Raw genomic sequence first — 23,287 nt, forward strand, 5'->3', positions numbered from 1 at the left:
GGCCTTCAGTCGAAGACTTTGGTCTTGGCGTTCTGCGCGTGCTGCTCCGCGTCGTGGCTGTACCAGAGCTGGCCCTGGCGCGCGTCGCGGATCTGCTTGAGCCGGTCGATGGCCTGCATGGACGCGGCCGTGTTCCAGGTAATGCCGGGAATGACGCCGGCCTCGTTTTCACCCGTGTAGATGGCGTCCGCGGCCAAGAGCACCGTGCCGGTCTTGGGCAGCTTGACCTGCAGCGACTGGTGGCCCTGCGTGTGGCCCTTGGTGTCCAGCAATACGATGGTGCCGTCGCCAAACAGGTCGAAGTCGCCCTCCACCTGGATGAAGTCGTAGTCGCGCGTGGTGTCGAAGTCTTTCATGACGTAGGCGGCGCGCTGGAATTTTTCTGGCCACCATGCGGCGCGCAGCTCGGCCTTCTGCACGACGTGCTTGGCCTTGGGGAACATCTTGATGTTGCCGGCGTGGTCCAGGTGGAAGTGCGAGTACACGACGTACTTCACGTCGCTGACGTCAAAGCCGGCGGCCTTGAGCTGGCGGTCGATGACCTCGTCGCGGCCCTGGATGGAATTGAAGGCGCCGCACAGCCCCTGCCCCCAGTAATTGGCGCAGTTGCCATCGGCCGTGGCCTGGTTCATGCCGGTGTCGAACAGCACCAGCCCGCGCGGGTGCTGGATCACATAGGCCGGCACCGGAATCTTGATCTTGGTGCCCACATCCACCATGGCGGTCATGAAGCCCTTGTCCAGCTCGATCTTGCCCACCGACAGCTGCATCAGCTTCACGTCCACCGGCGGCGCGTCGGCGGCGTGTGCCCATCCGCCCGCCATGACCGCCACCGCCCCAACCATTGCCTTCCAGCTCTTGCGCATTGTTGTCTCCTCGGACCAACAGGGGAAGCCGCAGCCCGGACGGCGCGGCCGATCAGCAAGCTCCCGGTGTGTCCCGGGTTGACATCGTCGACAGGTGTTTTCCGTGCGAAGGCGCCTTGCGGCGGGGCCACGCGCAGCGCGTGGCCGGAAACGGCATCTGGCGGCCGTTTTCTCTGTTGCGCACTCTGACGCAGCCCGGATTGGCTGCCAATTAAGGATTTGTGAAGCTGGGCTTCGCGGCGGGCGAAGTGGGGGGAACCCTAGTACCGCGCCTGCAGCTCGGCAAACGACGCCAGCTCTCCGGCCAGCGCGCTGGCCATGACCGTGGGCGGGCTGGCCAGCCAGACGCTGCCGGGGCCCGAGCGACCGGGGAAATTCCGGTTGATGGCGCTGATCGTGACCTGCGAGGCGTCGGTGGATGACCCCGGCCCGCAATTGGCGCACGCGCCGCAGGACGGCTGCAGGATGCGCGCGCCCACGGCGGCAAAGGTCTTGTCGTAGCCTCGCGCCACGCAGTAGTCGCGCACGGCGGTGGTGCCGTACTGCAGATATAGCGTCACGCCGTCCGGCAGCCGCATGCCGCGCGCCACCGCCCACGCCAGCACCTGATGGTAGTAGTCGAAATCCTCGCGCTTGCCGGCCGTGCAGGAGCCGCCATACGCGATGTCGATGCGCGGGCGCGCCGTCAGGCTGGACAGCGGCACACCATTGCCCGGGTCGCCCGGCGCGGCCACCAGGGGCGACAGCGCCGCGCAGTCCACGCGCAGGGTGGCCGCGTAGACCGCGCCCGGGTCGCTGCGCATCCACGGCGCGATGCCGGCGTCCACGCCGCGGCGTTCACGCAGGAAGCGCGCGGTCGCGGCGTCGGGCGCGACGATGCCCGTCAGGCCGCCCAATTCGGCGGTCATGTTGGTCAGCGTGGCGCGTTCGTCGATAGATAGGGCCGCGATGGCCTGGCCGGCAAACTCGAACACCTTGCCCACGCCCGCGCCCGCCCGAATCTCGGGCAGCGCCAAAAGATGCAGCACGATGTCCTTGGCCGTGACGCCGGCCGGCAGCGCGCCGTCCAGCTCGACGCGCAGGGACGCGGGCAGCGTCAGCCGCACCGCGCCGGTGACGAACGCGTTGGCCATGTCGGTGGTGCCCACGCCGAAGGCCACACAGCCCAGCGCGCCGCTGTGCGGCGTGTGCGAGTCGGTGCCCACGACGACCTGCCCCGGCAGCGCGTAGTGTTCGGCCATCATGGCGTGCGAGATGCCCGCCACGTTGACGCCGGTGTCGCGCGCGGCCTCGGCCTCGGTCAGCGTCCGGTGCTGGCGCAGACCGTAGGCGTCGGCGAAGTCGCGCTGCGCCTGGCACATGGCGCGCACGTTGGGCACGATGCCGGCGCGCACGTGATTGGGGCTTTCCTCGACGTAGGACGTGTGGTCCTCGAATACCACGATGCGATCCGGGTCCACCAAACGCAGGGGCCGGCCAAACCGCGCATGCAGCATATGGGCCGCCATGCCGGTGTAGTACTCATGGATGAAGCGCCAGTCCGCGCGCAGGAAGACGCCGTCGCCTTGCCGGGGGTCGGCGGCGGTGGCGGGCGTTTGCAGCAGATGGCGCAGGATGATCTTTTCAAACAGGGTGCGCGGCGGCCCGACGTCCGGCGCGGCGGGATCTGCCGCGGGATGCCCGGCCACCAGGCCGGCTGCCAGCGACACATCGCGCAACTGCGCCTGCCCAAACGCCAGCAGACCGCCCGCCTTGACGATGGCCGCAGCCAGCGCGTCGCGACCCGCCACGATCTCGTCGACCGTGATGCATTCGCCCGCCTGAAGCCGTGCCACCAGCCCCATGTCGGTGCTGGTGTAGAGCCCGATATTGTCGGCGTTCTGGCGGTAGATGCGTTCAAAGCTCTCGGCGATCACCAGCCGCACGCCGGCGGACTTTTCGGCCATCGGGCTGTGCTCGCGCGACGAGCCCTTGCCATACCGCTTGCCCGCGACCACGACGTTGATGCCCGCCTGCCGGATCGCGTCGATGCCGATGGGCTGCGTGTCGCCCGCCCGATAGCCCGTGTACGGATACCGGCCCAGTTTCTCGTCGAAGTGCGTCAGGATAGGCACCGGCGTGATCTCGTCGGTGGAAATGTCGTCGCGCAGTGGCACGGCCTCAGGCAGGGTCAGCGCCGCGCCGCCCAGTTGTGCGGCCACGCGGATTGGGTCCTGCGTCAGAAACAGCAGGCGGGCCGGGGCGTCGAGTACAGATACGGCAGTCATGGCAATCCGGTCATTCGATGGTGACGCCCGCCGCCTTGACGAGCGTCTGGCTCTTGGTGATCTCGGCGGCCAGCGTCTGCGCCGCCTGCTCCGACGTGGTGCCCTGCGCCACAAAGCCCTGCGGCGACAGCGCCTTGAGCACCGCCGACTCCTGCATCGTCTTGCGCGTGGCGGCCTGCAGCTTCTGCACGACATCGGCGGGCAGCCCGGCCGGCCCGATCAGCGAGATCCAGGCATCGTACGAATAGCCCATCACGCCGGCCTCGTCCAGGGTGGGCACATTGGGCAGGATGGCCAGGCGCTCGGGCGTGCTGACGGCGAGCGCGCGCAGCTTGCCCGCCTGCACCTGCGCCAGCACGGACGGGGTGGCCAGGAACGCGACCTGGATCTGTCCCGACATGACGTCGGTGATCAGCGCGTTGCCGCCCTTGTACGGGATGTGCATCATGTCCACGCCCGCCTTGGACTTGAGCAGTTCGCCCGCCAGATGCAGCACGCTGCCCGTGCCGGACGAGCCGTAGTTGATCTTGCCGGGCTGTTCCTTTGCGGCCTGGAGCAGGTCGCCCATCGTCTTATACGGCGAGTTCTCGGCCACCACGACCACCAGCGGCGTCGTGCCGATGACGGAAATCGGCGTGATGTCCTTGACCGTGTCGTAGGGCAGGCTCTTGTACAGGCTGGGATTGATGGCGTGGTTGGACGACACGATGCCCAGGGTGTAGCCGTCGGGCTTGGCCGACACCAGCTGGCGCGTGCCCGAAATGCCGGCCGCGCCCGCCAGGTTCTCCACGATCATGGGCTGGGCCAGCGTTTTGCCCAGGTTCTCGGCCACGACGCGCGCCACTACGTCGGCCGTGGAGCCGGGCGACGTGGGCACGATCAGACGGATGGGACGGTCGGGGTAGCCGGCCGCCGACGCGGCAGGCGCCGCGCCAAGGACGCCAAGCGCAAGCGCACAGCTCGCGAGCAATCTGGTGGGGGTCATGATGTCTCCGTATGGGACGCAGCGGGGTCTGGATGCCCCGTATCGGCGATGAACGCGCCTTGACTATACGAACGCCGCCGGCAACGGCGAAGTGTCATCTCGGCAGCCCCGCCATCGCGAATGGCGAGGGCGGGTTGCGACGGCGGGTTCCGACGGTGCGGCCCGTCAGCCCTGCTGCGACAGAAACCGGACCAGCTTCCCGGCGGTGGCCGACAGCTGCGCCTGGCTGGGAAACACGATGCAAAGCTGGCGCCTTGCCCAATCGTCCGACAGGGGACGCACCACCACGTCCAGCGCCTGCAAGTACAGCTCGGCCACCTGCTGCGGCATCACGGCAATGCCCAGGCCCGCGTGCGTCATGCGGCACAGCGCGTCCAGGCTGGCCACGCGGATCTTCACCGATAGCGTCTTGCCCAGTTCGGCGGCCCGCGCCGCCAGCAGCTGCGTCAACGCGCTGTTCTCGCGCAGGCCGACAAAGGTCTCGTCGGCGATGTCCTGCAGGCTGAGCTGCCGCGCCGCCGCCTTGGGGTGCCCGGACGGCAGCATGACCGCCAGCCGGTCGCGGCGGTAATCCAGCTGTTCCAGCCCGTCCGCGCCAGCGATCCGGTTGCAGATGCCGAAGTCCGCCGCGCGCTCTCGCACCAGGCGCAGCACGTCGGGGCTGTGCTGCTCTTCCAGGTCGATATCCACGTCGGGAAACAGGCGCTGAAACGCCGCCACGTCCTCGGGCAGGAACTGCACGATGGCCGACAGGTTGGCCACCACGCGCACGTGCCCTTTCACGCCTTCATAAAAGCGCGACAGCTCCGCCCCCATCGCCTCGACGTCGCCGATGATCTGGCGCGCGTGGCGCAGGACGGTCTGCCCGGCGGGCGTCACCGAGACGCCGCGGGTGTGCCGGGCGATCAGCGGCAGGCCGATCAGCGCTTCCATGTCGGCGATGCGGCGGCTGACGGCAGACGGCGCGATGAACTCGCGCTCGGCCGCCCGCGCGATGCTGTTCTCCTGGCACACCGCCACAAAAAGGCGCAGCGAGGTCAGGTCGAGTTTGCGTAGGATGCTTTCCATGGCGGATCGGACGAGAGCGGCGGGGACGGCCCCCGCATCGACCGGGGGATCGTACACCACGCCCCTCGCGGTATGGGACGGGAGGCCCCGCCGCGTATCTGAGGGTCATCCGCGCCGCCGGGCCGCCCGGCGTCGCGCTCAGGCCGCCAGCCGGTCCGCGCCGCCGCCGTGATACCGCGCCCACAGCCCGGCCTGCCGGACGCGAGCCTGCTCGACGCTCTTTTCCTTCACATGCCCATACCCCCGGATCGCATCCGGCACGTTGGCCAGTTCCAGCGCCACGTCGCGGTTGCCGGCGTCCAGCGTGCGGGCAAATTCGTCCGCCAGCGCCAGATAGTCGGCCGCGAGCTGGCGCTCCATGCGGCGCTCGGCCGTTCTGCCGAACACGTCCAGCCACGTGCCGCGCACGCGCTTCAAGGGCGCGAGCAGCCGGAATGCCGATTCCATCCAGGCTCCGTACGCGCGCTTCTGCAACCGCCCGCGCGCATCGCGGCGCGCCAGAATGGGCGGCGCAAGGTAGTAACGCAGCGTGTAGTCGCGGCCCGGCTCGCCTTCGAACTGCGCGCGCAGCCGGTCCTTGAATGCCGGATCGGCATGCAGCCGCGCCACCTCGTATTCGTCCTTGTACGTCATGAGCTTGGCAAGATTGCGCGCCACCGCGCGCGTCACGTCCTGCCGCTTGTCGCCCAGCGTGGCTTCACGCACGCGCACGGACTCCACCGCCGTCAGGAAGCGACGCGCATAGGCTTCGTCCTGATAATCACGCACGTGCGCCGCCAGGCGCTTGACCAGCGCGTCCAGCGATTCCGGCATGGACACCACCCGCTCGGCCGCCGCGGGGCGCAGCGCGTCCACGCCGCGATGCGCGGCCTGGCGGCCCAGTTCGAAAGCGGCCAGATTCTTGTCCACCGACACGCCGTTGATCTGGATCGCACGGCGCAGGCTGTCCAGCGACAGCGGCAGTCCGCCCTTTTGCCACGCGTATCCCAACAGCAGCGGATTGGCATAGATGCTGTCGCCCAGCAAGGCCTCGGCCAGCGGGCCGGCTTCCAGGAAGTCGCAGTTGCCGCCCGTGCTTTGCGTCAGCGCGGCCTGCGCCTGCGCCCCCGGAAAACGCCACGTGGGCTGCGACAGGAACGCGGCCGTCGGCGCGGCGCTGCTGTTGACCACCGCACGGCCATGATCGGGCCGCAGGCGCGACAGCACCTCGGGCGACGCCGACACCAGGGCATCGCAGCCAATCACGAGGTCGGCCTCGCCCAGCGCGACGCGCGTGGCGTGCAGGTCCTCGGGCCGGTTGGCCAGCTGCACGTGGCTGAGCACCGCCCCGCCCTTTTGCGCCAGCCCGGCCATGTCCAGCACGGTCACGCCCTTGCCTTCGATGTGCGCGGCCGCGCCGATCAGCGCGCCAACCGTCACCACGCCCGTGCCGCCCACGCCGGCCACGACCACGCGATACGCCGCGCCCGGTGCAATGAGAGCCTGGCCGGGCAGCGGGACCTCAGCCAGCGACGGCGCGCCGCCCTGCTTGCCGGGCTTGCGCGGCGTGGCGCCTTCGGCCGTCACGAAGCTGGGACAAAACCCCTCCACGCACGAAAAATCCTTGTTGCAGGACGACTGGTTGATGCGCCGCTTCGTGCCCAGCGGCGTATCCAGCGGTTCGACCGACAGGCAGTTCGACTGCACCGAGCAATCGCCGCAGCCCTCGCAGACCGCTTCGTTGATGAAGGCGCGCTTGGCCGGGTCGGGATACTCGCCGCGCTTTCTGCGGCGGCGCTTCTCGGTGGCGCAGGTCTGGTCGTAGATCAGCACCGTGGCGCCGTCGATGTCGCGCAGCGCGCGTTGCACGTCGTCCAGCGCCTTGCGGTGGTGGACCTCCACCCCTGCCGGCAAGGCCTGCGCGCCCGTGTACTTGTCGGGTTCGTCCGTCACGACCACCGTCTTGACGACGCCTTCGGCCAGCATCTGCGCCGCGATCTGCGGCACGGTCAAGACGCCGTCCACCGGCTGGCCGCCCGTCATGGCGACGGCGTCGTTGTAGAGGATCTTGTAGGTGATGCGCGCGCGCGCCGCGATGGCCGCGCGAATGGCGAGCAGGCCCGAATGAAAATACGTGCCGTCGCCCAAATTGGCAAAGATGTGGCGCTCGGACGTGAAGTCCTTCTGGCCCAGCCACGCCACGCCCTCGCCGCCCATCTGACTGAAGGTGTCGGTATTGCGGTCCATCCACATCGCCATGTAATGGCAGCCGATGCCCGCCACCGCGCGCGATCCTTCCGGCACGCGCGTGGAGGTGTTGTGCGGACAGCCCGAACAGAACCAGGGCTTGCGCTCTTCGACCAGCGTGGGGCGGCTGGCCTCACGCTCTTTCGCGTCGATGACGGCCAGGCGCGCCGCAATGCGCGCGCGCAACGCGTCGGACAGGTTGGCTTTTTCGAGGCGGGCGGCAATGGCGCGGGCGATCAACGCCGGCGACAGCTCATACCGCGCCGGCAGCAGCCAGCCGCCGCGCGGCGTGGACCATTCGCCGCCGCCGTTTTCGCGCTCGTCGAACTTGCCAAAGACACGCGGCCGCACGTCGTCGCGCCAGTTGTACAGCTCTTCCTTGAGCGCGTATTCCAGGATCTGGCGCTTTTCCTCGACAACCAGGATCTCCTTCAGACCCGTGGCGAATTCGCGCGCGTCCTGCGCGTCCAGCGGCCAGATGCAGCCCACCTTCAGCACGCGGATGCCCGCCTGCGCACAGGCCGCATCGTCCAGCCCCAGGTCGTTCAGCGCCTGGCGCACGTCCAGATACGCCTTGCCGGCCGTCATGATGCCGAAGTGCGCGTTGGGCGAGTCCAGCACCACGCGGTTCAGCTTGTTGGCGCGCACATAGGCCAGCGCCGCGTACCACTTGTGGTCCAGCAGCCGCGCCTCCTGCGCCAGCGGCGAGTCCGGCCAGCGGATGTTCAGCCCGCCCGGCGGCAGGCTGTCCTCGGGCAGCACGATCCGCACGCGTGACGGGTCAACGTCCACCGAGGCGCTGGACTCCACCACGTCCGTCACGCATTTCATCGCCACCCACAGACCCGTGTGGCGGCTCATGGCCCAGCCATGCAGGCCGTAATCCAGATACTCCTGCACGTTGGACGGGTACAGCACCGGAATGCCGCTGGCGATCAGTACGTGTTCGGACTGGTGCGCCACCGACGAGGACTTGGCGGCGTGGTCGTCGCCCGCCAGCATCAGCACCCCGCCATGCGCGGACGTGCCGGCCGAGTTGGCGTGCTTGAGCACGTCCACCGACCGGTCCACCCCCGGACCCTTGCCGTACCACATGCCAAAGACGCCATCGCGCTGCGCGCCGGGAAAAAGATTGAGCTGTTGCGATCCCCAGACGGCGGTCGCGGCCAGGTCCTCGTTCAGGCCGGGCTGAAACACCACGTCGTTGTCTTTCAAATGACGCTTGGCCTTCCAGAGCGCCTGGTCCAGGCCGCCCAGCGGCGATCCCCGGTAGCCCGACACATAGCCGGCGGTATTGAGGCCGGCCGCCTGGTCGCGCTGCTTTTGCATCAGGGGCAGGCGCACCAGCGCCTGCGTGCCGCTCAGGTAGACGCGGCCGGTGGGCTGCGCGTATTTGTCGTCCAGCGACAGGCCATGGGTGTCGGCCACGCCAGGGGGTAGAGGGGCGTTCATGGGGGTTGTCTCCTGCAATCTGCGGTGCGGGCATTTACGTGTTTTCCGCAGTGTAGGAACGCGAACAGCTATCGTATATTCATATATTCGACTAGCTGGTATGTGAAAAACACATGGCTAATGACGTCACCCTTCGCCAACTCCGGTACTTCGCCGCCGCCGCCCGCACCGGGCGGTTTTCCATGGCGGCGGCCGACGAACACGTCTCGCAGTCGGCGGTCACCAACGCCGTGCTGGCGCTGGAGGCACAACTGGGCGTGCGCCTCTTCGACCGCCATGCGCACGGCGTGACGTTGACGCCCGAGGGCCACAACTTCCACCAGCGCGCCCGCGACGTGCTCGACTCCCTGGACGACGCGCTGCGCGAACCGGGGTTTCAGCGGTATGCGCTGCGCGGCTCGGTGCGGATCGCGGCGTCCTACACGGTGCTGGGGTACTTTCTGCCCGACCTGCTGGCGCGGTTCCGGCGGCGCTATCCGGACGTCGTGCTGGACCTGGTGGATCTGGACCGCCCGGAGATCGAACAGGCCGTGGCAAGCGGCGACGTGGAGCTGGGCGTGGCGCTGCTGTCCAACGTGGACAAGCGCGAGCGCTTCGGCCACCACGTACTGGTGCGTTCAAGGCGCCAGCTCTGGACGGCGGCCGGGCATCCGCTGACGCAGGCGGCCGCGCCCGCGCTTGCCGACATCGCGCGCTATCCCTACATCCTGCTGGAAATGGATGAGGGCGAGCGATCCACGCTGGGTTATTGGCGCGGCCACGGCCTGCAGCCCGACATCGCCTTTAGCACGCGGTCAATGGAGGCGCTGCGCGGTCTGGTCGCGCACGGCTTTGGCGTCACGATGCTGTCGGACATGGTTTACCGGCCCTGGTCGCTGGAGGGGCGCAAGATCGAAGCCGTGCCCATCACCGACGCCGTGCCGCCCATGGAGGCCGGCCTGCTGTGGCACCCGCGCGCAGCCATGACCAAGCCGGCCGAGGCCTTCCGGCAGTTCATGATTTATGCGTGCGGCGGATGACGCCAGCCGGCGCCGCAGGCTGACCGGCCCTACACCAGCACCGCACCCTTGCGCCGCGTGAACTGCGCCAGCGACCGCAGCGCCAGCGCGTGCATGGCGGCCACCGATGGCAGCAGCGTCTCGTCCTTGCGCGTCAGCACGCCGACGATGCGTTCGACCACGGGTTCGGCCAGCGGCACAAACGCCAGCCCGCTGCCGGCCGCGGGGCGCGCCAGCACCGGCAACACCGTCACGCCCAGGGCGCCCACCACGCTGGCCAATAGCGAAGCCCGGTTGGACACCACGATCGCCGGGTCGTCGATGCCGCTGCCCAATTGACGGTTCTTCAGCGTTTCAAAAGTGGCGTTGCCGATCAGCCGCTCATCGGCCAGCGCCGCCCAGGACACCGGGCCGCGCCGCCGCGCAAGCGGGTGGCTTTTCTTGCAGACCAGCCCGAAGGCGTCGCGCGCCACCGGTGTGAATGCCACCTCGTCCGTGCGCGGGGCCTGCCCGGCCACACCCACCTGAACCTCGCCTGCCAGCACCAGCCGGTGCACTTCGGGCGAGGTTTCGTCCAACGCGCGGATCCGCACGTCAGGATGGGTGCGCGCAAAGCGCGCGAGCAGCCGCGGCAGCCATTCGTCGGCCAGCGACGGCATGACGGCCATCGCCACCGGCCCCTGGCTGCCCGTGCCGAACTGCCGCGCCGCGTCCAGCACCCGGTCATGCGTGGTCAGCAATTCGCGAAACAACGGCGCCACCGCCTCGCCCAACGCCGTCAGCTGGGCGCGCTTGCCGGGTTCAAAGAGCGGCGCGCCCAGCTGTTGCTCCAGGTCCTGCATGGCGGCCGACACCGCGGCCTGCGACCGGAACGTGCCCTGCGCGGCGACGCGAAAACTGCCGTGATCGGCGGCCAGCAGGAACTGGCGCAGGTGCTGGATCTTCAGGGACGTGGGCATGAGCAGAGCCGCCGTGAATTCGGATTTTCTGAAATTAGCTCACGTTAATTTGGATTGTCAAAATCGCACGCAGCGTCGAACAATGGGTTCGTCATTCATCCCCACGATTTCGGAGCAAGTGCATGTCACTGCAAGTGCGCAAGGTAGTCAGTTATGTCGAGAAAACCCTCATTGAAGGCGGCCGCGCGGCCGAGCGTCCGCTGGTGATGATCGTGGCTGCCGCCGTGATCCGCAATCCGTGGGCTGGCCTGCCGTTTCAGGAGGACCTGCGGCCCGGCATCCTGGAAGCCGCGCCGCCATTGGGCGAACTGCTGGTCGGCGAGATCCTGCGCCAGGCCGGTTCGGCGGACAACATCGAGGCCTACGGCAAGGCCGCCGTGGTCGGCACCGCGGGCGAAGTCGAACATGCGTCCGCGCTGATCCACACGCTGCGTTTCGGCAACTTCTACCGCAACGCGGTGGGCGGCACCAGCTATCTCAGCTTCACCAACATGCGCGGCGGACCGGGCTGCGTGATCTCCGTGCCGCTGATGCACAAGCTGGACGAAGGCCTGCGCTCGCACTACCTGACGGTGCAGACCACCATCAACGACGCGCCGGCGCCCGACGAGATCGTGATCGCGCTGGGCGCGGCCACCTCGGGCCGTCCGCATCACCGCATCGGCAACCGCTATTCAGACATGAAGGAACTGGAGCAGGAAGCACAGGAGGCGCGCGCAAAATGACCATGCAACGGCGGCGCACCGGCCGCGGCGAACCGCTGGTCCTCTTGCACGGCGTCGGCCTGGACCACACGCTGTGGGACGACCTGGCTCCCTTGCTTGAGCCGGACTTCGACGTGCTGCGATATGACCTGCTGGGCCACGGCGCCGCGCCCGCGCTGCGCGGCCCGGCGGACATCCAGGACTTCATCGCGCAACTGGACGCCGAACTGGACCACGCGGGCTGGCAACACGCGACCGTGCTGGGCTATTCCATGGGCGGCCTGATCGCGGGCGCCTACGCGGCGGCGCACCCCGAACGCGTCAGCCGGCTGGTGCTGCTGAACACGGTGTTCCGGCGCACGGACGAAGAAGCCGCCGCCGTGCGCGCCCGGCTGGATGCCGCGGCCACGCAAGACCCCGAGGCTGCCGCCAAGGTGTCGCTGACGCGCTGGTTCACGCCGGCCTTTCAGGCCGCGCACCCCGCGCGCGTGGCGCAGATCGAACAGCGCCTGCTCGGCAACGACCGCCAGAGCTTTCTGTCCGCGTACGCGCTGTTCGCGTTGGGCGACCCGCTGCTGGCGCAGGCCGCGCCGGACATTGCCTGCCCCGTGCTGGTCATGACCGGCGAGCATGACGTCGGCTCGAACCCGCGGATGACGCGCGAGCTGTCGCGCGCCCTGCCCCGCGCCTGCGCCCGCGTCGCCCCCGGCCAGCGTCATATGCTGCCGGTGGAGGAACCGGGCACGGTGGCCGCCGCGCTTCGCAGCTTCGTGTCGGCGCATCCGGTGGTGGCGAATCCCGCCCAGACGCCTTCGACGCAGGCGCATGCCGCAAAGGCCTAGCCGACGCCATCGCCACACTGATTTCCCCCGAACCCTGACATCGTCCGCCGACAGAGACGATGCGCGACAACCCCGCCACGACGCGGGGACGGAGACAAGACACATGGACCGCAGAACCCTCATCAAGACCCTGGCGGCAATGTCGCTGGCCCCGCTGGGCGCCGCCGCCCCGCGGCTGGCCGCCGCGCGCGAAGCGCCCCTGCGCGTGATCGTGCCCTTCCCGCCGGGCGGCGGCACCGACGTGCTGGGCCGCGTCATCGCCGCCTCGCTGGAAGGCGCGATGGATCGCCCCGTGGTCGTGGAAAACAAGCCCGGCGCCAGCGGCATGCTGGGCGCGGACTACACGGCCAATGGCGCGAAAGACGGCAGCATGCTGCTGTTTGCCGGCCTGGTGCCGTCGGTACGCTACTACGCCCGCCCGCCCGAAGACGTGCTCAAGCAGCTGGCGCCCGTCTGCCCCATTGCGCGCTCGCCCTACATGGTGGCGGTCAATAGCGACCTGCCCGCCAAGACGCTGGCCGAACTGGTCGCGCAGGCGCGGCGCGAGCCCAAGGGGCTGACCTTTGGCACGCCCGGCAACGCCACGCCCCAGCACCTGGCCACCGAACTGCTGCAAGCCGCCTGCGGCATCGAGATGCTGCACGTCCCGTATCGCGGCACCGGCCCGATGATGACCGACCTGCTGGGCGGCCAGATCCAGGTGGTGGTGGCCACGGTGGCCGCGGTCGAACCGTATCTGAAGAGCGGCCGGCTGCGCGTGCTGGCCGTGACCAGCCCGCAGCGCCTGCCGAAATACCCGGACATTCCCACCGTTGCCGAAAGCGGCTTTGCGGGATTTTCGGCGCAGATCCAGTTCGGCACGTACTGCGCGGCGGGCACGCCCGAAGCCACCATCGCGGCGCTGAACCAGGGCATCAACCGCGCCCTGAAAACCGAGTCCGTCCACACCAAGCTGGCCGAGCAGGGTTTCGAGCCCACCGGCGGCACGCCGGCGCAACTGCAGGACGCGCTGCTGGCGGAAATCCGGGACGTGGCCGGATTGGTGAAGGCGGGCAAGGTGCGGGTCGACCTCTAAGGTAATGGCCCGCCTGCGCAGGCGGCCCTGAACCGGCCGGGCCCTGCCCGGCGCCCGCTCCCGCCGACCGGGGCCCGCTTGCACCCGCGCCCTTGCCGGGAGTAAATTGTTGACAATTCAGCGTGCCAATCGCGCTTTATTCCGAAAATACCCCCTTTAACGGAACGAATTGTCAACACCATGAGCAAAGTGCTCACCTTGCCGGGCGCGCAGGCGGCCGATGGCGCCCCCGCTGGAGAACCCATCGGCGAAACCCTGTCGGACCACATCTTCCGCAAGATCCAGTCCGCCATCGTCAAGGGCGAGATCGCCCCGGGCAGCAAGATCTCCGAGCCCGAGCTGGCGCGCATCCACGGCGTCAGCCGCGGCCCGCTGCGCGAGGCCCTGCACCGGCTGGAGGGCCAGAAGCTGCTGGTGCGCGTGCCGCACGCCGGCGCGCGCGTCGTGTCCCTGTCGATCCAGGAACTGATCGAACTCTACGAAATCCGCGAATCGCTGGAAGGCACCGCCTGCCGCCTGGCCGCCGAACGCATGCCGCCGTCGGAAATCGACGAGCTGCGCGGCGTGCTGGAAGCGCACGAACGCGACGAAGCCTTCCAGGCCGGCCTGGGCTATTACCAGCAGGAAGGGGATTACGATTTCCACTACCGCATCGTCAAGGGCAGCGGCAACCAGATGCTGTTTCGCATGCTGTGCGACGAGCTTTATCAGCTGGCGCGCATGTACCGCATCCAGTATTCGACGACGCCCAATCGCCCTCGGCAGGCCTACGCCGAGCATCACCGCATTCTGGACGCCATCGCCGACGGCGACGGCGAGCTGGCCGAACTCCTGATGCGCCGGCACATCCGCGCATCCCGCATCAACATCGAACAACAGATCGCGCAAAGCACCCAACAGCGCACGGAGGCATGATGAACAAGTCGTACCGCAAGAACCTGCCCGGCACCCGCCTGGACTACTTCGACGCCCGCGCGGCCGTGGAGGCCATTGCCCCCGGCGCCTATGACGGCCTGCCCTACACGTCCCGCGTCCTGGCCGAAAACCTGGTGCGCCGCTGCGATCCCGCGCTCTTGACCGACGCGCTCAAGCAGCTGATCGAACGCCGCCGCGATCTGGACTTTCCGTGGTTTCCGGCGCGTGTGGTCTGTCATGACATTCTGGGCCAGACCGCGCTGGTGGACCTGGCGGGCCTGCGCGACGCCATCGCCGACAAGGGCGGCGACCCGGCCAAGGTCAATCCCGTGGTGCCGGTGCAGCTGATCGTGGACCACTCGCTGGCCGTCGAATACGACGGCAACGACCCGGACGCCTTCGCCAAGAACCGCGCGGTGGAAGACCGCCGCAACGAAGACCGCTTCCATTTCATCGACTGGACCAAGCAGGCCTTCGAAAACATCGAGGTCGTGCCGCCGGGCAACGGCATCATGCACCAGATCAACCTGGAGCGGATGTCGCCCGTCATCTACACGCAGGACGGCGTGGCCTTCCCCGACACGCTGGTCGGCACCGACAGCCACACGCCGCACGTGGACGCACTGGGCGTCATCGCCATCGGCGTGGGCGGCCTGGAAGCCGAAAACGTCATGCTGGGCCGCGCGTCGTGGATGCGCCTGCCCGACATCGTCGGCGTGGAACTGTCCGGCCGCGCGCAGCCCGGCATCACCGCCACCGACATCGTGCTGACGCTGACCGAATTCCTGCGCAAGGAAAAGGTGGTGGGCGCCTATCTGGAGTTCTACGGCGAAGGCGCCTCCAGCCTGACGCTGGGCGACCGCGCCACCATCTCGAACATGGCGCCCGAATACGGCGCCACCGCGGCGATGTTTTCCATCGACCAGCAGACCATCGACTACCTGCGCCTAACCGGCCGCGAGGACGAGCAGATTGCGCTGGTGGAAAACTACGCCAAGACCGCCGGCCTGTGGTCCGACAGCCTGAAGACCGCGCAGTACGAGCGCGTGCTGCGCTTTGACCTGTCCACCGTCGTGCGCACGCTGGCCGGCCCGTCCAACCCGCACCGCCGTCTGCCGGTGTCCGACCTGGCCGAACGCGGCATCGCGGGCGTGGTCGAGAACCAGCCCGGCCTGATGCCCGACGGCGCGGTCATCATCGCCGCCATCACCAGCTGCACCAACACCAGCAACCCGCGCAACGTGATCGCCGCGGGCCTCCTGGCGCGCAATGCCAACCGCGCGGGCCTCGCGCGCAAGCCCTGGGTCAAGAGCTCGCTGGCGCCCGGTTCCAAGGCCGTCCAGCTTTATCTGGAAGAAGCCGGCCTCACGCACGAACTGGAACAACTGGGCTTTGGCGTCGTGGCGTTTGCCTGTACCACGTGCAACGGCATGTCCGGCGCGCTGGACCCGAAGATCCAGCAGGAAATCATCGACCGCGACCTCTATGCCACCGCCGTGCTGTCCGGCAACCGCAACTTCGACGGCCGCATCCACCCGTACGCCAAGCAGGCCTTCCTGGCCTCGCCGCCGCTGGTCGTGGCCTATGCGATTGCCGGCACCATCCGTTTCGACATCGAACGCGACGTGCTGGGCGTGGCCGCCGATGGCCGCGAGATCCGTCTGAAGGACATCTGGCCCAGCGATGAAGAAATCGACGCGATGGTCAAGTCGGCGGTCAAGCCCGAGCAGTTCCGCAAGGTCTACGCCCCCATGTTCGGCATCAAGGACGACCGCCAGACCGCCGTCAGCCCGCTGTACGACTGGCGTCCTCAAAGCACGTATATCCGCCGTCCGCCGTACTGGGAAGGCGCGCTGGCCGGCGAACGCACGCTGCGCGGCATGCTGCCGCTGGCCGTGCTGGGCGACAACATCACCACCGACCACCTGTCGCCGTCCAACGCCATCCTGATGGACAGCGCCGCGGGCGAATACCTGCACAAGATGGGTCTGCCCGAAGAGGACTTCAACTCGTACGCCACGCACCGCGGCGACCACCTGACCGCGCAGCGCGCCACCTTTGCCAACCCGAAGCTCTTCAACGAAATGGTGAAGAACGCCGACGGCACCGTGAAGCAAGGCTCGCTGGCGCGCGTGGAGCCGGAAGGCCAGGTCATGCGCATGTGGGAAGCCATCGAGACCTACATGGACCGCAAGCAGCCGCTCATCATCGTGGCCGGCGCCGACTACGGCCAGGGCTCGTCTCGCGACTGGGCCGCCAAGGGCGTGCGTCTGGCCGGCGTGGAAGCCATCGTGGCCGAAGGCTTCGAGCGCATCCACCGCACCAACCTCATCGGCATGGGCGTGCTGCCGCTGGAATTCAAGCCGGGCGTGAACCGCAAGACGCTGGCGCTGGACGGAACCGAAAGCTACGACGTCATTGGCGAGCGCAAACCGCGCGCCGACCTGACGCTGGTCATCCACCGCCGCAACGGCAGCACCGAACAGGTGCCGGTGACCTGCCGGCTGGACACCGCCGAAGAAGTGTCCATCTACGAAGCCGGCGGCGTGCTGCAGCGCTTTGCCCAGGATTTCCTGGAAGCCGCTTCCGCGTCGGACGCCGGCAAGCTGGCCTGACCCGCACCGTAAAGACCGGCGGGCGATTGCATCGCCCGCCGCCCTACTCCGACACTTCAGGATCGTTTCATGTCACATGCTCCCCAAACCAAGATCGCCGCCACCTACATGCGCGGCGGCACCAGCAAAGGCGTGTTCTTCAAGCTGGACGACCTGCCCGAATCGGCCCGCGTGCCGGGCGCGGCGCGCGATGCGCTGCTGCTGCGCGTGATCGGCAGCCCCGACCCCTACGGCAAGCAGATCGACGGCATGGGCGCGGCCACCTCCAGCACCAGCAAGACCGTCATCGTCGCCAAAAGCACGCGCCCCGGCCATGACGTGGACTACCTGTTCGGCCAGGTCTCCATCGACCAGCCCTTCGTGGACTGGAGCGGCAACTGCGGCAACCTGTCCGCCGCGGTCGGGCCCTTTGCCATCACCAACGGCCTGGTCGACGCCGCCCGCATCCCGCAGGACGGCATTGCCATCGTGCGCATCTGGCAGGCCAACATCCAGAAGACCATCGTCGCGCACGTGCCCATCACCGGCGGCGCGGTGCAGGAAACCGGCGACTTCGAACTGGACGGCGTGACCTTTCCGGCCGCCGAAGTGCGCCTGGAATTCATGGACCCGGCCGAGGAAGGCGACGGCGGCTCCATGTTCCCCACCGGCAACCTGGTGGACAACCTGGAAGTCCCGGGCGTGGGCACGTTCAAGGCAACGATGATCAACTCCGGCATTCCCACGATCTTTCTGGAGGCCGACGCGCTGGGCTACAGCGGCACGGAACTGCAGGACGACATCAACGGCGATGCCGCCGCGCTGGCGCGCTTCGAGACCATCCGCGCGCACGGCGCCGTGCGCATGGGACTCATCAAGGACATCGCCGAGGCGGCCAGCCGCCAGCACACGCCGAAGGTGGCCTTTGTTGCCTCCCCGAAGGAATACGTGTCCTCCAGCGGCAAGAAGATCGGCACGGGCGACATCGACGTGCTGGTGCGCGCCCTGTCGATGGGCAAGCTGCACCACGCCATGATGGGCACGGCGTCCGTGGCCATCGCCACCGCAGCCGCGGTGCCCGGCACGCTGGTGAACCTGGCGGCGGGCGGCGGCGAGCGCGACAACGTCTGCTTCGGCCACCCGTCGGGCACGCTGCGTGTCGGCGCGCAGGCGCAGCTGGTGGATGGCGAATGGAAAGTGACCAAGGCCATCATGAGCCGCAGCGCGCGGGTGCTGATGGAAGGCCGCGTGCACGTGCCGCGCGAGGGGTGAAAGCCGGCTGAAACCGCCGCGACGATATTGTTCGGGTTCTGGCGCCGCCCCCTAAAGTCGCCGCCTGCATCTGCCGTTAGCGGGTTGCGGCCGGGGGTTTCCTGGCCGACTTGCAACCCGCCGGCCTTCCCCGCCGGCGTATCCAGTACACGAGCATGAAGATAACGTCGCTGCGCAACCGCATTTTGCTTATTACCTGCTTTACGGTGGTGGGAGCCCTCACGCTCTCCGGCCTCATCACCTACCAGATCGTGCGCGACAACATGATGTCCACCATCGCCGCCACGTTGGACGCCGTGGCCTCGGGCAACGCCAGCGCCATCGAGCGCTGGTCGGCCGACAAGGCGCAGGCGGTCGACGCCACCGCGAAAGTGGTCGAAAAGGGCGATCCCCGCGGCCTGACCCAGCTCATGGGCCAGACCAATGGCTTTCCCATCACCACCATCGGCTGGTCGGACAAGACCTTCTTTTCCACCACCAAGACCGCGGCGGATTACGATCCGACCGCCCGGCCCTGGTACAAGAGCGCCGTCGCCGCCGGCAAGCTGACGGTCACCAAGCCTTATGGCGATTCCACCACCGGCGTGCTGTACGTCGCATTCACCGCGCCGATGATCCGCAACGGCCAGACGGCGGGCGTGCTGAGCGGCGCCGTGCCGCTCGATGGCGTGAAAGACATCATCAAGGCCATCCACCCCACGCCGTCCAGCAGCGCTTTCGTGGTGGCGACCGACGGGCAGGTGATTTCGCACCTGAACGACAAGCTGGCGCTCAAGCCGTCGACCGACATTTCCCCGGCGTTGACGGCCGATGTCGTGGCATCCCTGGCCCGCGACGGCGCCGCCCCCGCCGACATCATGCTGGACGGCGCGCAAAAGCTGCTGAAGGCGCGCCGCGTTCCCGGCACCGACTGGTATCTGGTCGTGGCGCTGGACAAGGCCGAAGCCACGGTCGGCCTGACGCAGGTGCTGCACGCAACCCTGATCTCGCTGGTCGTCCTGACGCTGATCGCCGTAACCATCGCCAGCGTGATCACGTCGCGGGCGTTCAAGCGCCTGTCCGCCGTGCGCGACGCCATGGACACCATCGGCTCGGGCGACGGCGACATGACGCACCGCCTGGCCGTGGTCGGCCACGACGAAGTCGCGCAGATCTCCGCCTCGTTCAACGCGTTCGTGGAGAAGATCACCCACGTCATGCGCGAAGTGCGCAGCGGCGTGCATTCGATGAGCGCCGCCACACGAGAAATCGACATGGGCAACCGTGATCTGTCGCAGCGCACGGAAACGTCGGCCGCCTCGCTCGAGGAAACCTCCTCGGCGCTGACCGAACTGGCGTCCAGCGTGCGCCAGACCGAGGAAACCGCCGAGCACGCAACGCGCCTGGCCGACGAAGCCAGCGCCGTCGCCGCCCGCGGCGGTCAGGTGGTCAACGACGCGGTCAGCACGATGGACGAGATCTCGAAGTCGTCGCAGCGCATTACCGAGATCATTCGCGTGATCGACGGCATCGCGTTCCAGACCAACATCCTGGCGCTGAACGCGGCGGTCGAAGCCGCCCGCGCAGGCGAACAAGGCCGCGGCTTTGCGGTGGTGGCCGGTGAAGTGCGCACGCTGGCGCAGCGCAGCGCCGCGTCCGCGCAGGAGATCAAGACGCTGATCGAGGCGTCCGTCCAGAACGTCAAGAGCGGCACGCAACGCGTGCAGGCCGCGGGTTCGACCATGACCGAGATCGTTGACGGCATCAACCGCGTGCAGCGGATGGTGAGCGAGATCCACGGCGCGATGGCCGAACAGAGCACGGGGCTGGGTCAGATCGACCGCTCGGTCGCCGACATGGACCAGGCCACGCAGCAAAATGCCGCGCTGGTCGAGCAGTCCACGGCGGCGTCCGGCATGCTGAGCGACCAGGCGCGCGTGCTGGCCGATGCGGTGGCGCGGTTCAAGCTGCGCGAGGAAGAAGCGGCGGGTTCGGCCAGGCTGATCGCGCTGCCGGCCTGATCGCAGGCGAGATCGGTGGGGTCCGCGGCGGGGTTTATTCCGCCGCGGAACCGCCCGCCGCGGGCGATCCCGCCGCCGCTGCCCCCACCTGCTTGAGCACGGCAACGGCCGTCGCAACGACCTGCCCGTCCGTGCTCAGCTCTCCTTGCATGAACACCAGCGAGGACGTCGCCCGCGCCACGCGGCCGCGCACTTCCAGAAACTGCCCCTCGCGCGCCGCCGCCAGAAAATGCGTGTCCAGCTGCACTGTCACGCAGGCGCGCCGGCCCAGCGCTTCCCACGCGATCGCGCTGATGCCGTGATCCAGCAACGCCGTCAGCAATCCGCCATGCACCACGCCAGCCGGATTCAGGTGATCGGCAGTGGCCAGAAGGCCATACGCCCAGCCCTCGTCCTCCTTGCGCACCCACAACGGCCCGATCAGGCCCGCAAAGCCCGCAAGCCCTCTTTTGCGCCACCCTTGCGGCACGGGCGGTTCGACATCCGGTTGCGTGGTCATGCGCTCAGCTCCTGGCGGCCATCAGTTGCGACAACGCGCGGGACTCGTCCTGCAGCGCGCGCGCCAGCGATTCGACGCGCGCCGCGTCAAGCTGTTCGGCCAATCCCGCGGCCACCAGCGCATGCGTCAGGCGCTGATGGCTGTCGAAGACCGGCACCGCGATCACGACAACGCCGTTGATGTAGTTGTTGCGGTCCACGCTGTAGCCCTGGCGGCGCACCGCGTCCACGTCGGCTTTCCAGACCGAAAACTCGGGCGCCTGATCCCAGCGCAAGGCCTTGAAGCGCCGCTCCAGTTCCTTTTCCGACAAATCCGCAAAGGCCGCGACGAGCCGGCCGGTTGCGCTGATCAGCGCGGGGAAGCGGCTGCCCACGTCCACGTGCAGCCGGAACGGTGCATTGGACCGCGACAACGCCAGCACGACCATGTGATCGCTGCCTGACACCTCGACGCCGATCGCGGTGACGCTGGCCGCGTTGGCGATCCGGTCCAGCACGGGTTGGGCCAGCGCGGGAAACGGATTGCTCTCGATCACGCTGCGCGCCAGCGTCAGCATGCCCACGCCCAGGCTGTAGCGCTTGGCGCCGGGATCGACCTTGACCAGGCCTTCTTCCACCAGGACGCGAAGAATGTGCAGGCAGGTGCTGGTCACCATGCCCAATTCCTGCGAGATGGCCTTGAGCGTCATGGGCTCGCCGCCCCGCCCGAGCAGGCGCAGGATCGCGATCGATCGCGTCACGGCCGGTACGGGCCGCACGCGCGGGCCGGCGGCGGCGGGGTCCGGGGTACTGGTTTCACTCATCGGTTTCTCCGTTTTTATTGCGGCAAGCATACCGTGCGGCGACCGCGTCGCGGGTCCGTCCCAATGCATCTAAGTTGTATATATACAATTCACAAACGCCATTGACAATTTATTTGGCGGCGCGCATAGTGAGTTCCACAGGTTGCCGACTCACACAGGTACGACGAAATGACCAAGCTGACCGATACCCTTTCTTATGCGGACGCCCAGGCGCTTTGCGCCCCCGACAAGCTCTGGGAGCTTTTCGACGGCAACCGTGAACACATGAACATCGCGCACGAATGCATCGACCGGCACGTGGACAAGGCCGAGCCGGCGATCATCCTGGTGCGTGCGGCGGGCGGGGACGAAACCTACTCGTTCCGCCAGATCGCCGAGCAATCCTCGCGCTTTGCGCACTACCTGGCCGAACAGGGCATCCGCCCGGGCGACCGCGTGGCCGTCATGCTGGAACCGTCGCAGCCGTTCTACGTGGCCATGTTCGGCGCCATGAAGATGGGCGCGATCGCCGTGCCGCTGTTCACGCTGTTCGGGCCCGACGGCATCCGGCTGCGCGTGCAGGACTGCCAGCCGCGCATGCTGGTGACCAACGCGGAAAAAGCGCCGCTGGCCGCGGGCGGCGAGGACATGCGCGTCGTGATTGCCGACGAGGCGTTCCTCGGCACGCTGGCCGCCTACCCTTCGCACTACGAATGCCGCACGCGCGCCGACGATCTGGCCATCTTCCAGTACACGTCCGGCACGACCCGCGAGCTGCCCGACGCCGTCAAGCACACGCACCGCGCCCTGGTCACGCTGATGCTGGCCGCGCTGTACGGCACCGGCATCCGCCCGGGCGACCGCTACATGTGCCCGTCCTCGCCCGCCTGGGGACATGGGCTGTGGCACGGCACGCTGGCGCCGCTGGCCTTGGGCGTCACCATCGGCGCGTATGCCGGCAAGTTCAACGCCGAGCGCCTGCTGCAGGCCTTGCAGGAACACCGCTTCAACAACATATCGGCTGCCGCCACCCATTACCGGATGATGCGCAACAGCGGCGCGGCCGGGCGCTACCGCTATCACCTGGACAAAGTGTCCTTCACCGGCGAACCCATCGACAGCGAGACCGCCGCCTTCGTGGAAGCGACCTTCGGCCGGCCGGTCTGCAGCATGTACGGCACGACCGAGATCGGGGTATGCCTGGTCAATTACCCCGGCGCGCCGGACTTCACCGTCAAGGCCGGCTCGCTGGGCAAACCCGTGCCGGGATTGCGCGTCGAGGTCCAGGACGCCAACGGCCAGCCCTGCGCGCCCGGCGAAACCGGCGAACTCAAGCTCTGGCGCCGCGACGCCTGGGTCGCCACCAAGGACCTGGGCCGCGTGGACGAAGACGGCTACTTCTGGCACGGCGGCCGCGCCGACGACGTCATTATCTCGGCCGGCTGGACCATGAGCGCCGTCGAGATCGAAGACGCCATCCTCAAGCACCGGGACGTGGCCGAGGCCGCCGCCATCGGCGTGCCCGACCCGCTGCGCGGCCAGGTCGTCAAGGCCTTCGTGGTGTCGGCGCGCCAGGGCGACGACACCTTCGTGGAAGAAATCCAGGACGCCGTGCGCAGCCGCCTCGCGCAGCACGAGTATCCGCGCCAGGTGGTGTTCGTGGCCGAACTGCCCAAGACGCCCGCCGGAAAGATCCATCGCAGGAAATTGCGGGAGCAAGAGCTTGCGACCGCCCACACCACGCCCGCCGGGGCCGCCCACGCCTAGGGCAGTCCGGCACAGGC

17 protein-coding genes are annotated in these 23,287 nt (G+C 68.2%); 9 read left to right on the forward strand and 8 right to left on the reverse strand.

Features of this window, described 5'->3' with window-relative positions:
• Window positions 1-5 precede the first annotated feature (5 nt).
• The 5 genes from V6V88_RS24110 to V6V88_RS24130 form a co-directional block, all read right to left on the reverse strand.
• Window positions 6-866 (reverse strand): N-acyl homoserine lactonase family protein, encoded by an 861-nt coding sequence (locus V6V88_RS24110; protein ID WP_056325066.1) that lies wholly within the window; start codon window positions 864-866, stop codon window positions 6-8.
• Window positions 867-1,126: 260 nt separating this feature from the next.
• Window positions 1,127-3,133, reverse strand: a complete 2,007-nt coding sequence (locus V6V88_RS24115; RefSeq protein ID WP_338616725.1) for an aconitase family protein — start codon at window positions 3,131-3,133, stop codon at window positions 1,127-1,129.
• A 10-nt stretch (window positions 3,134-3,143) separates the two neighbouring features.
• Window positions 3,144-4,118, reverse strand: a complete 975-nt coding sequence (locus V6V88_RS24120; RefSeq protein WP_338616726.1) for a tripartite tricarboxylate transporter substrate binding protein — start codon at window positions 4,116-4,118, stop codon at window positions 3,144-3,146.
• Between the two features lie 165 nt (window positions 4,119-4,283).
• Entirely contained in the window at window positions 4,284-5,186 is a 903-nt protein-coding gene (locus V6V88_RS24125; RefSeq protein ID WP_338616727.1) for a LysR substrate-binding domain-containing protein, read from the reverse strand.
• 138 nt (window positions 5,187-5,324) lie between these two features.
• Window positions 5,325-8,864: an indolepyruvate ferredoxin oxidoreductase family protein gene (locus V6V88_RS24130; protein ID WP_338616728.1), complete on the reverse strand. Its 3,540-nt coding sequence runs from the start codon at window positions 8,862-8,864 to the stop codon at window positions 5,325-5,327.
• Between the two features lie 113 nt (window positions 8,865-8,977).
• On the opposite strand from V6V88_RS24130, the gene V6V88_RS24135 reads away from it, so the two are divergent.
• Window positions 8,978-9,883, forward strand: a complete 906-nt coding sequence (locus V6V88_RS24135; RefSeq protein ID WP_338616729.1) for a LysR family transcriptional regulator — start codon at window positions 8,978-8,980, stop codon at window positions 9,881-9,883.
• Window positions 9,884-9,912: 29 nt separating this feature from the next.
• Here the strand turns inward: V6V88_RS24135 and V6V88_RS24140 are convergent, their stop codons facing one another.
• Window positions 9,913-10,821: a LysR substrate-binding domain-containing protein gene (locus V6V88_RS24140; protein ID WP_338616731.1), complete on the reverse strand. Its 909-nt coding sequence runs from the start codon at window positions 10,819-10,821 to the stop codon at window positions 9,913-9,915.
• A 122-nt stretch (window positions 10,822-10,943) separates the two neighbouring features.
• Between V6V88_RS24140 and V6V88_RS24145 the strand changes: the two genes are divergently transcribed.
• From V6V88_RS24145 to V6V88_RS24175, 7 genes are all read left to right on the forward strand, one after another.
• Entirely contained in the window at window positions 10,944-11,546 is a 603-nt protein-coding gene (locus V6V88_RS24145; protein WP_056325045.1) for an amino acid synthesis family protein, read from the forward strand.
• Window positions 11,543-12,367: an alpha/beta fold hydrolase gene (locus V6V88_RS24150; RefSeq protein ID WP_338616733.1), complete on the forward strand. Its 825-nt coding sequence runs from the start codon at window positions 11,543-11,545 to the stop codon at window positions 12,365-12,367. Before V6V88_RS24145 ends, V6V88_RS24150 begins: the two co-directional genes overlap by 4 nt.
• A 103-nt stretch (window positions 12,368-12,470) precedes the next feature.
• Entirely contained in the window at window positions 12,471-13,442 is a 972-nt protein-coding gene (locus V6V88_RS24155; RefSeq protein WP_142052987.1) for a tripartite tricarboxylate transporter substrate-binding protein, read from the forward strand.
• Window positions 13,443-13,622: 180 nt separating this feature from the next.
• On the forward strand, window positions 13,623-14,357 hold the full coding sequence (locus V6V88_RS24160) for a GntR family transcriptional regulator (RefSeq protein WP_152382665.1): 735 nt from the start codon (window positions 13,623-13,625) through the stop codon (window positions 14,355-14,357).
• A complete protein-coding gene (acnD, locus tag V6V88_RS24165) occupies window positions 14,357-16,972 on the forward strand; it encodes a Fe/S-dependent 2-methylisocitrate dehydratase AcnD (RefSeq protein WP_226847197.1) in 2,616 nt (871 codons plus the stop codon). Before V6V88_RS24160 ends, acnD begins: the two co-directional genes overlap by 1 nt.
• Window positions 16,973-17,041: 69 nt before the next feature.
• Complete coding sequence (gene prpF / locus V6V88_RS24170) at window positions 17,042-18,223, forward strand: 2-methylaconitate cis-trans isomerase PrpF (RefSeq protein ID WP_338616739.1); 1,182 nt, start codon at window positions 17,042-17,044, stop codon at window positions 18,221-18,223.
• Window positions 18,224-18,378: 155 nt separating this feature from the next.
• Window positions 18,379-20,223, forward strand: a complete 1,845-nt coding sequence (locus V6V88_RS24175) for a methyl-accepting chemotaxis protein (protein WP_152382667.1) — start codon at window positions 18,379-18,381, stop codon at window positions 20,221-20,223.
• Window positions 20,224-20,257: 34 nt separating this feature from the next.
• On the opposite strand, the gene V6V88_RS24180 is transcribed toward V6V88_RS24175, so the two are convergent.
• Both V6V88_RS24180 and V6V88_RS24185 read right to left on the reverse strand, forming a co-directional pair.
• The gene (locus tag V6V88_RS24180) at window positions 20,258-20,722 is read right to left on the reverse strand and encodes a PaaI family thioesterase (RefSeq protein ID WP_056325029.1); all 465 of its coding nucleotides are present in this window, start codon (window positions 20,720-20,722) and stop codon (window positions 20,258-20,260) included.
• A 4-nt stretch (window positions 20,723-20,726) separates the two neighbouring features.
• Window positions 20,727-21,524 carry an IclR family transcriptional regulator gene (locus V6V88_RS24185; RefSeq protein WP_223573138.1) on the reverse strand — a complete coding sequence of 266 codons (798 nt, stop codon included), beginning with the start codon at window positions 21,522-21,524 and terminating at the stop codon, window positions 20,727-20,729.
• 168 nt (window positions 21,525-21,692) lie between these two features.
• On the opposite strand from V6V88_RS24185, the gene V6V88_RS24190 reads away from it, so the two are divergent.
• A complete protein-coding gene (locus tag V6V88_RS24190; protein ID WP_280001067.1) occupies window positions 21,693-23,270 on the forward strand; it encodes an AMP-binding protein in 1,578 nt (525 codons plus the stop codon).
• Window positions 23,271-23,287: the final 17 nt, after the last annotated feature.

This window comes from Achromobacter sp. E1 (genome assembly GCF_037039475.1).
GTDB lineage: Bacteria > Pseudomonadota > Gammaproteobacteria > Burkholderiales > Burkholderiaceae_B > Achromobacter > Achromobacter mucicolens.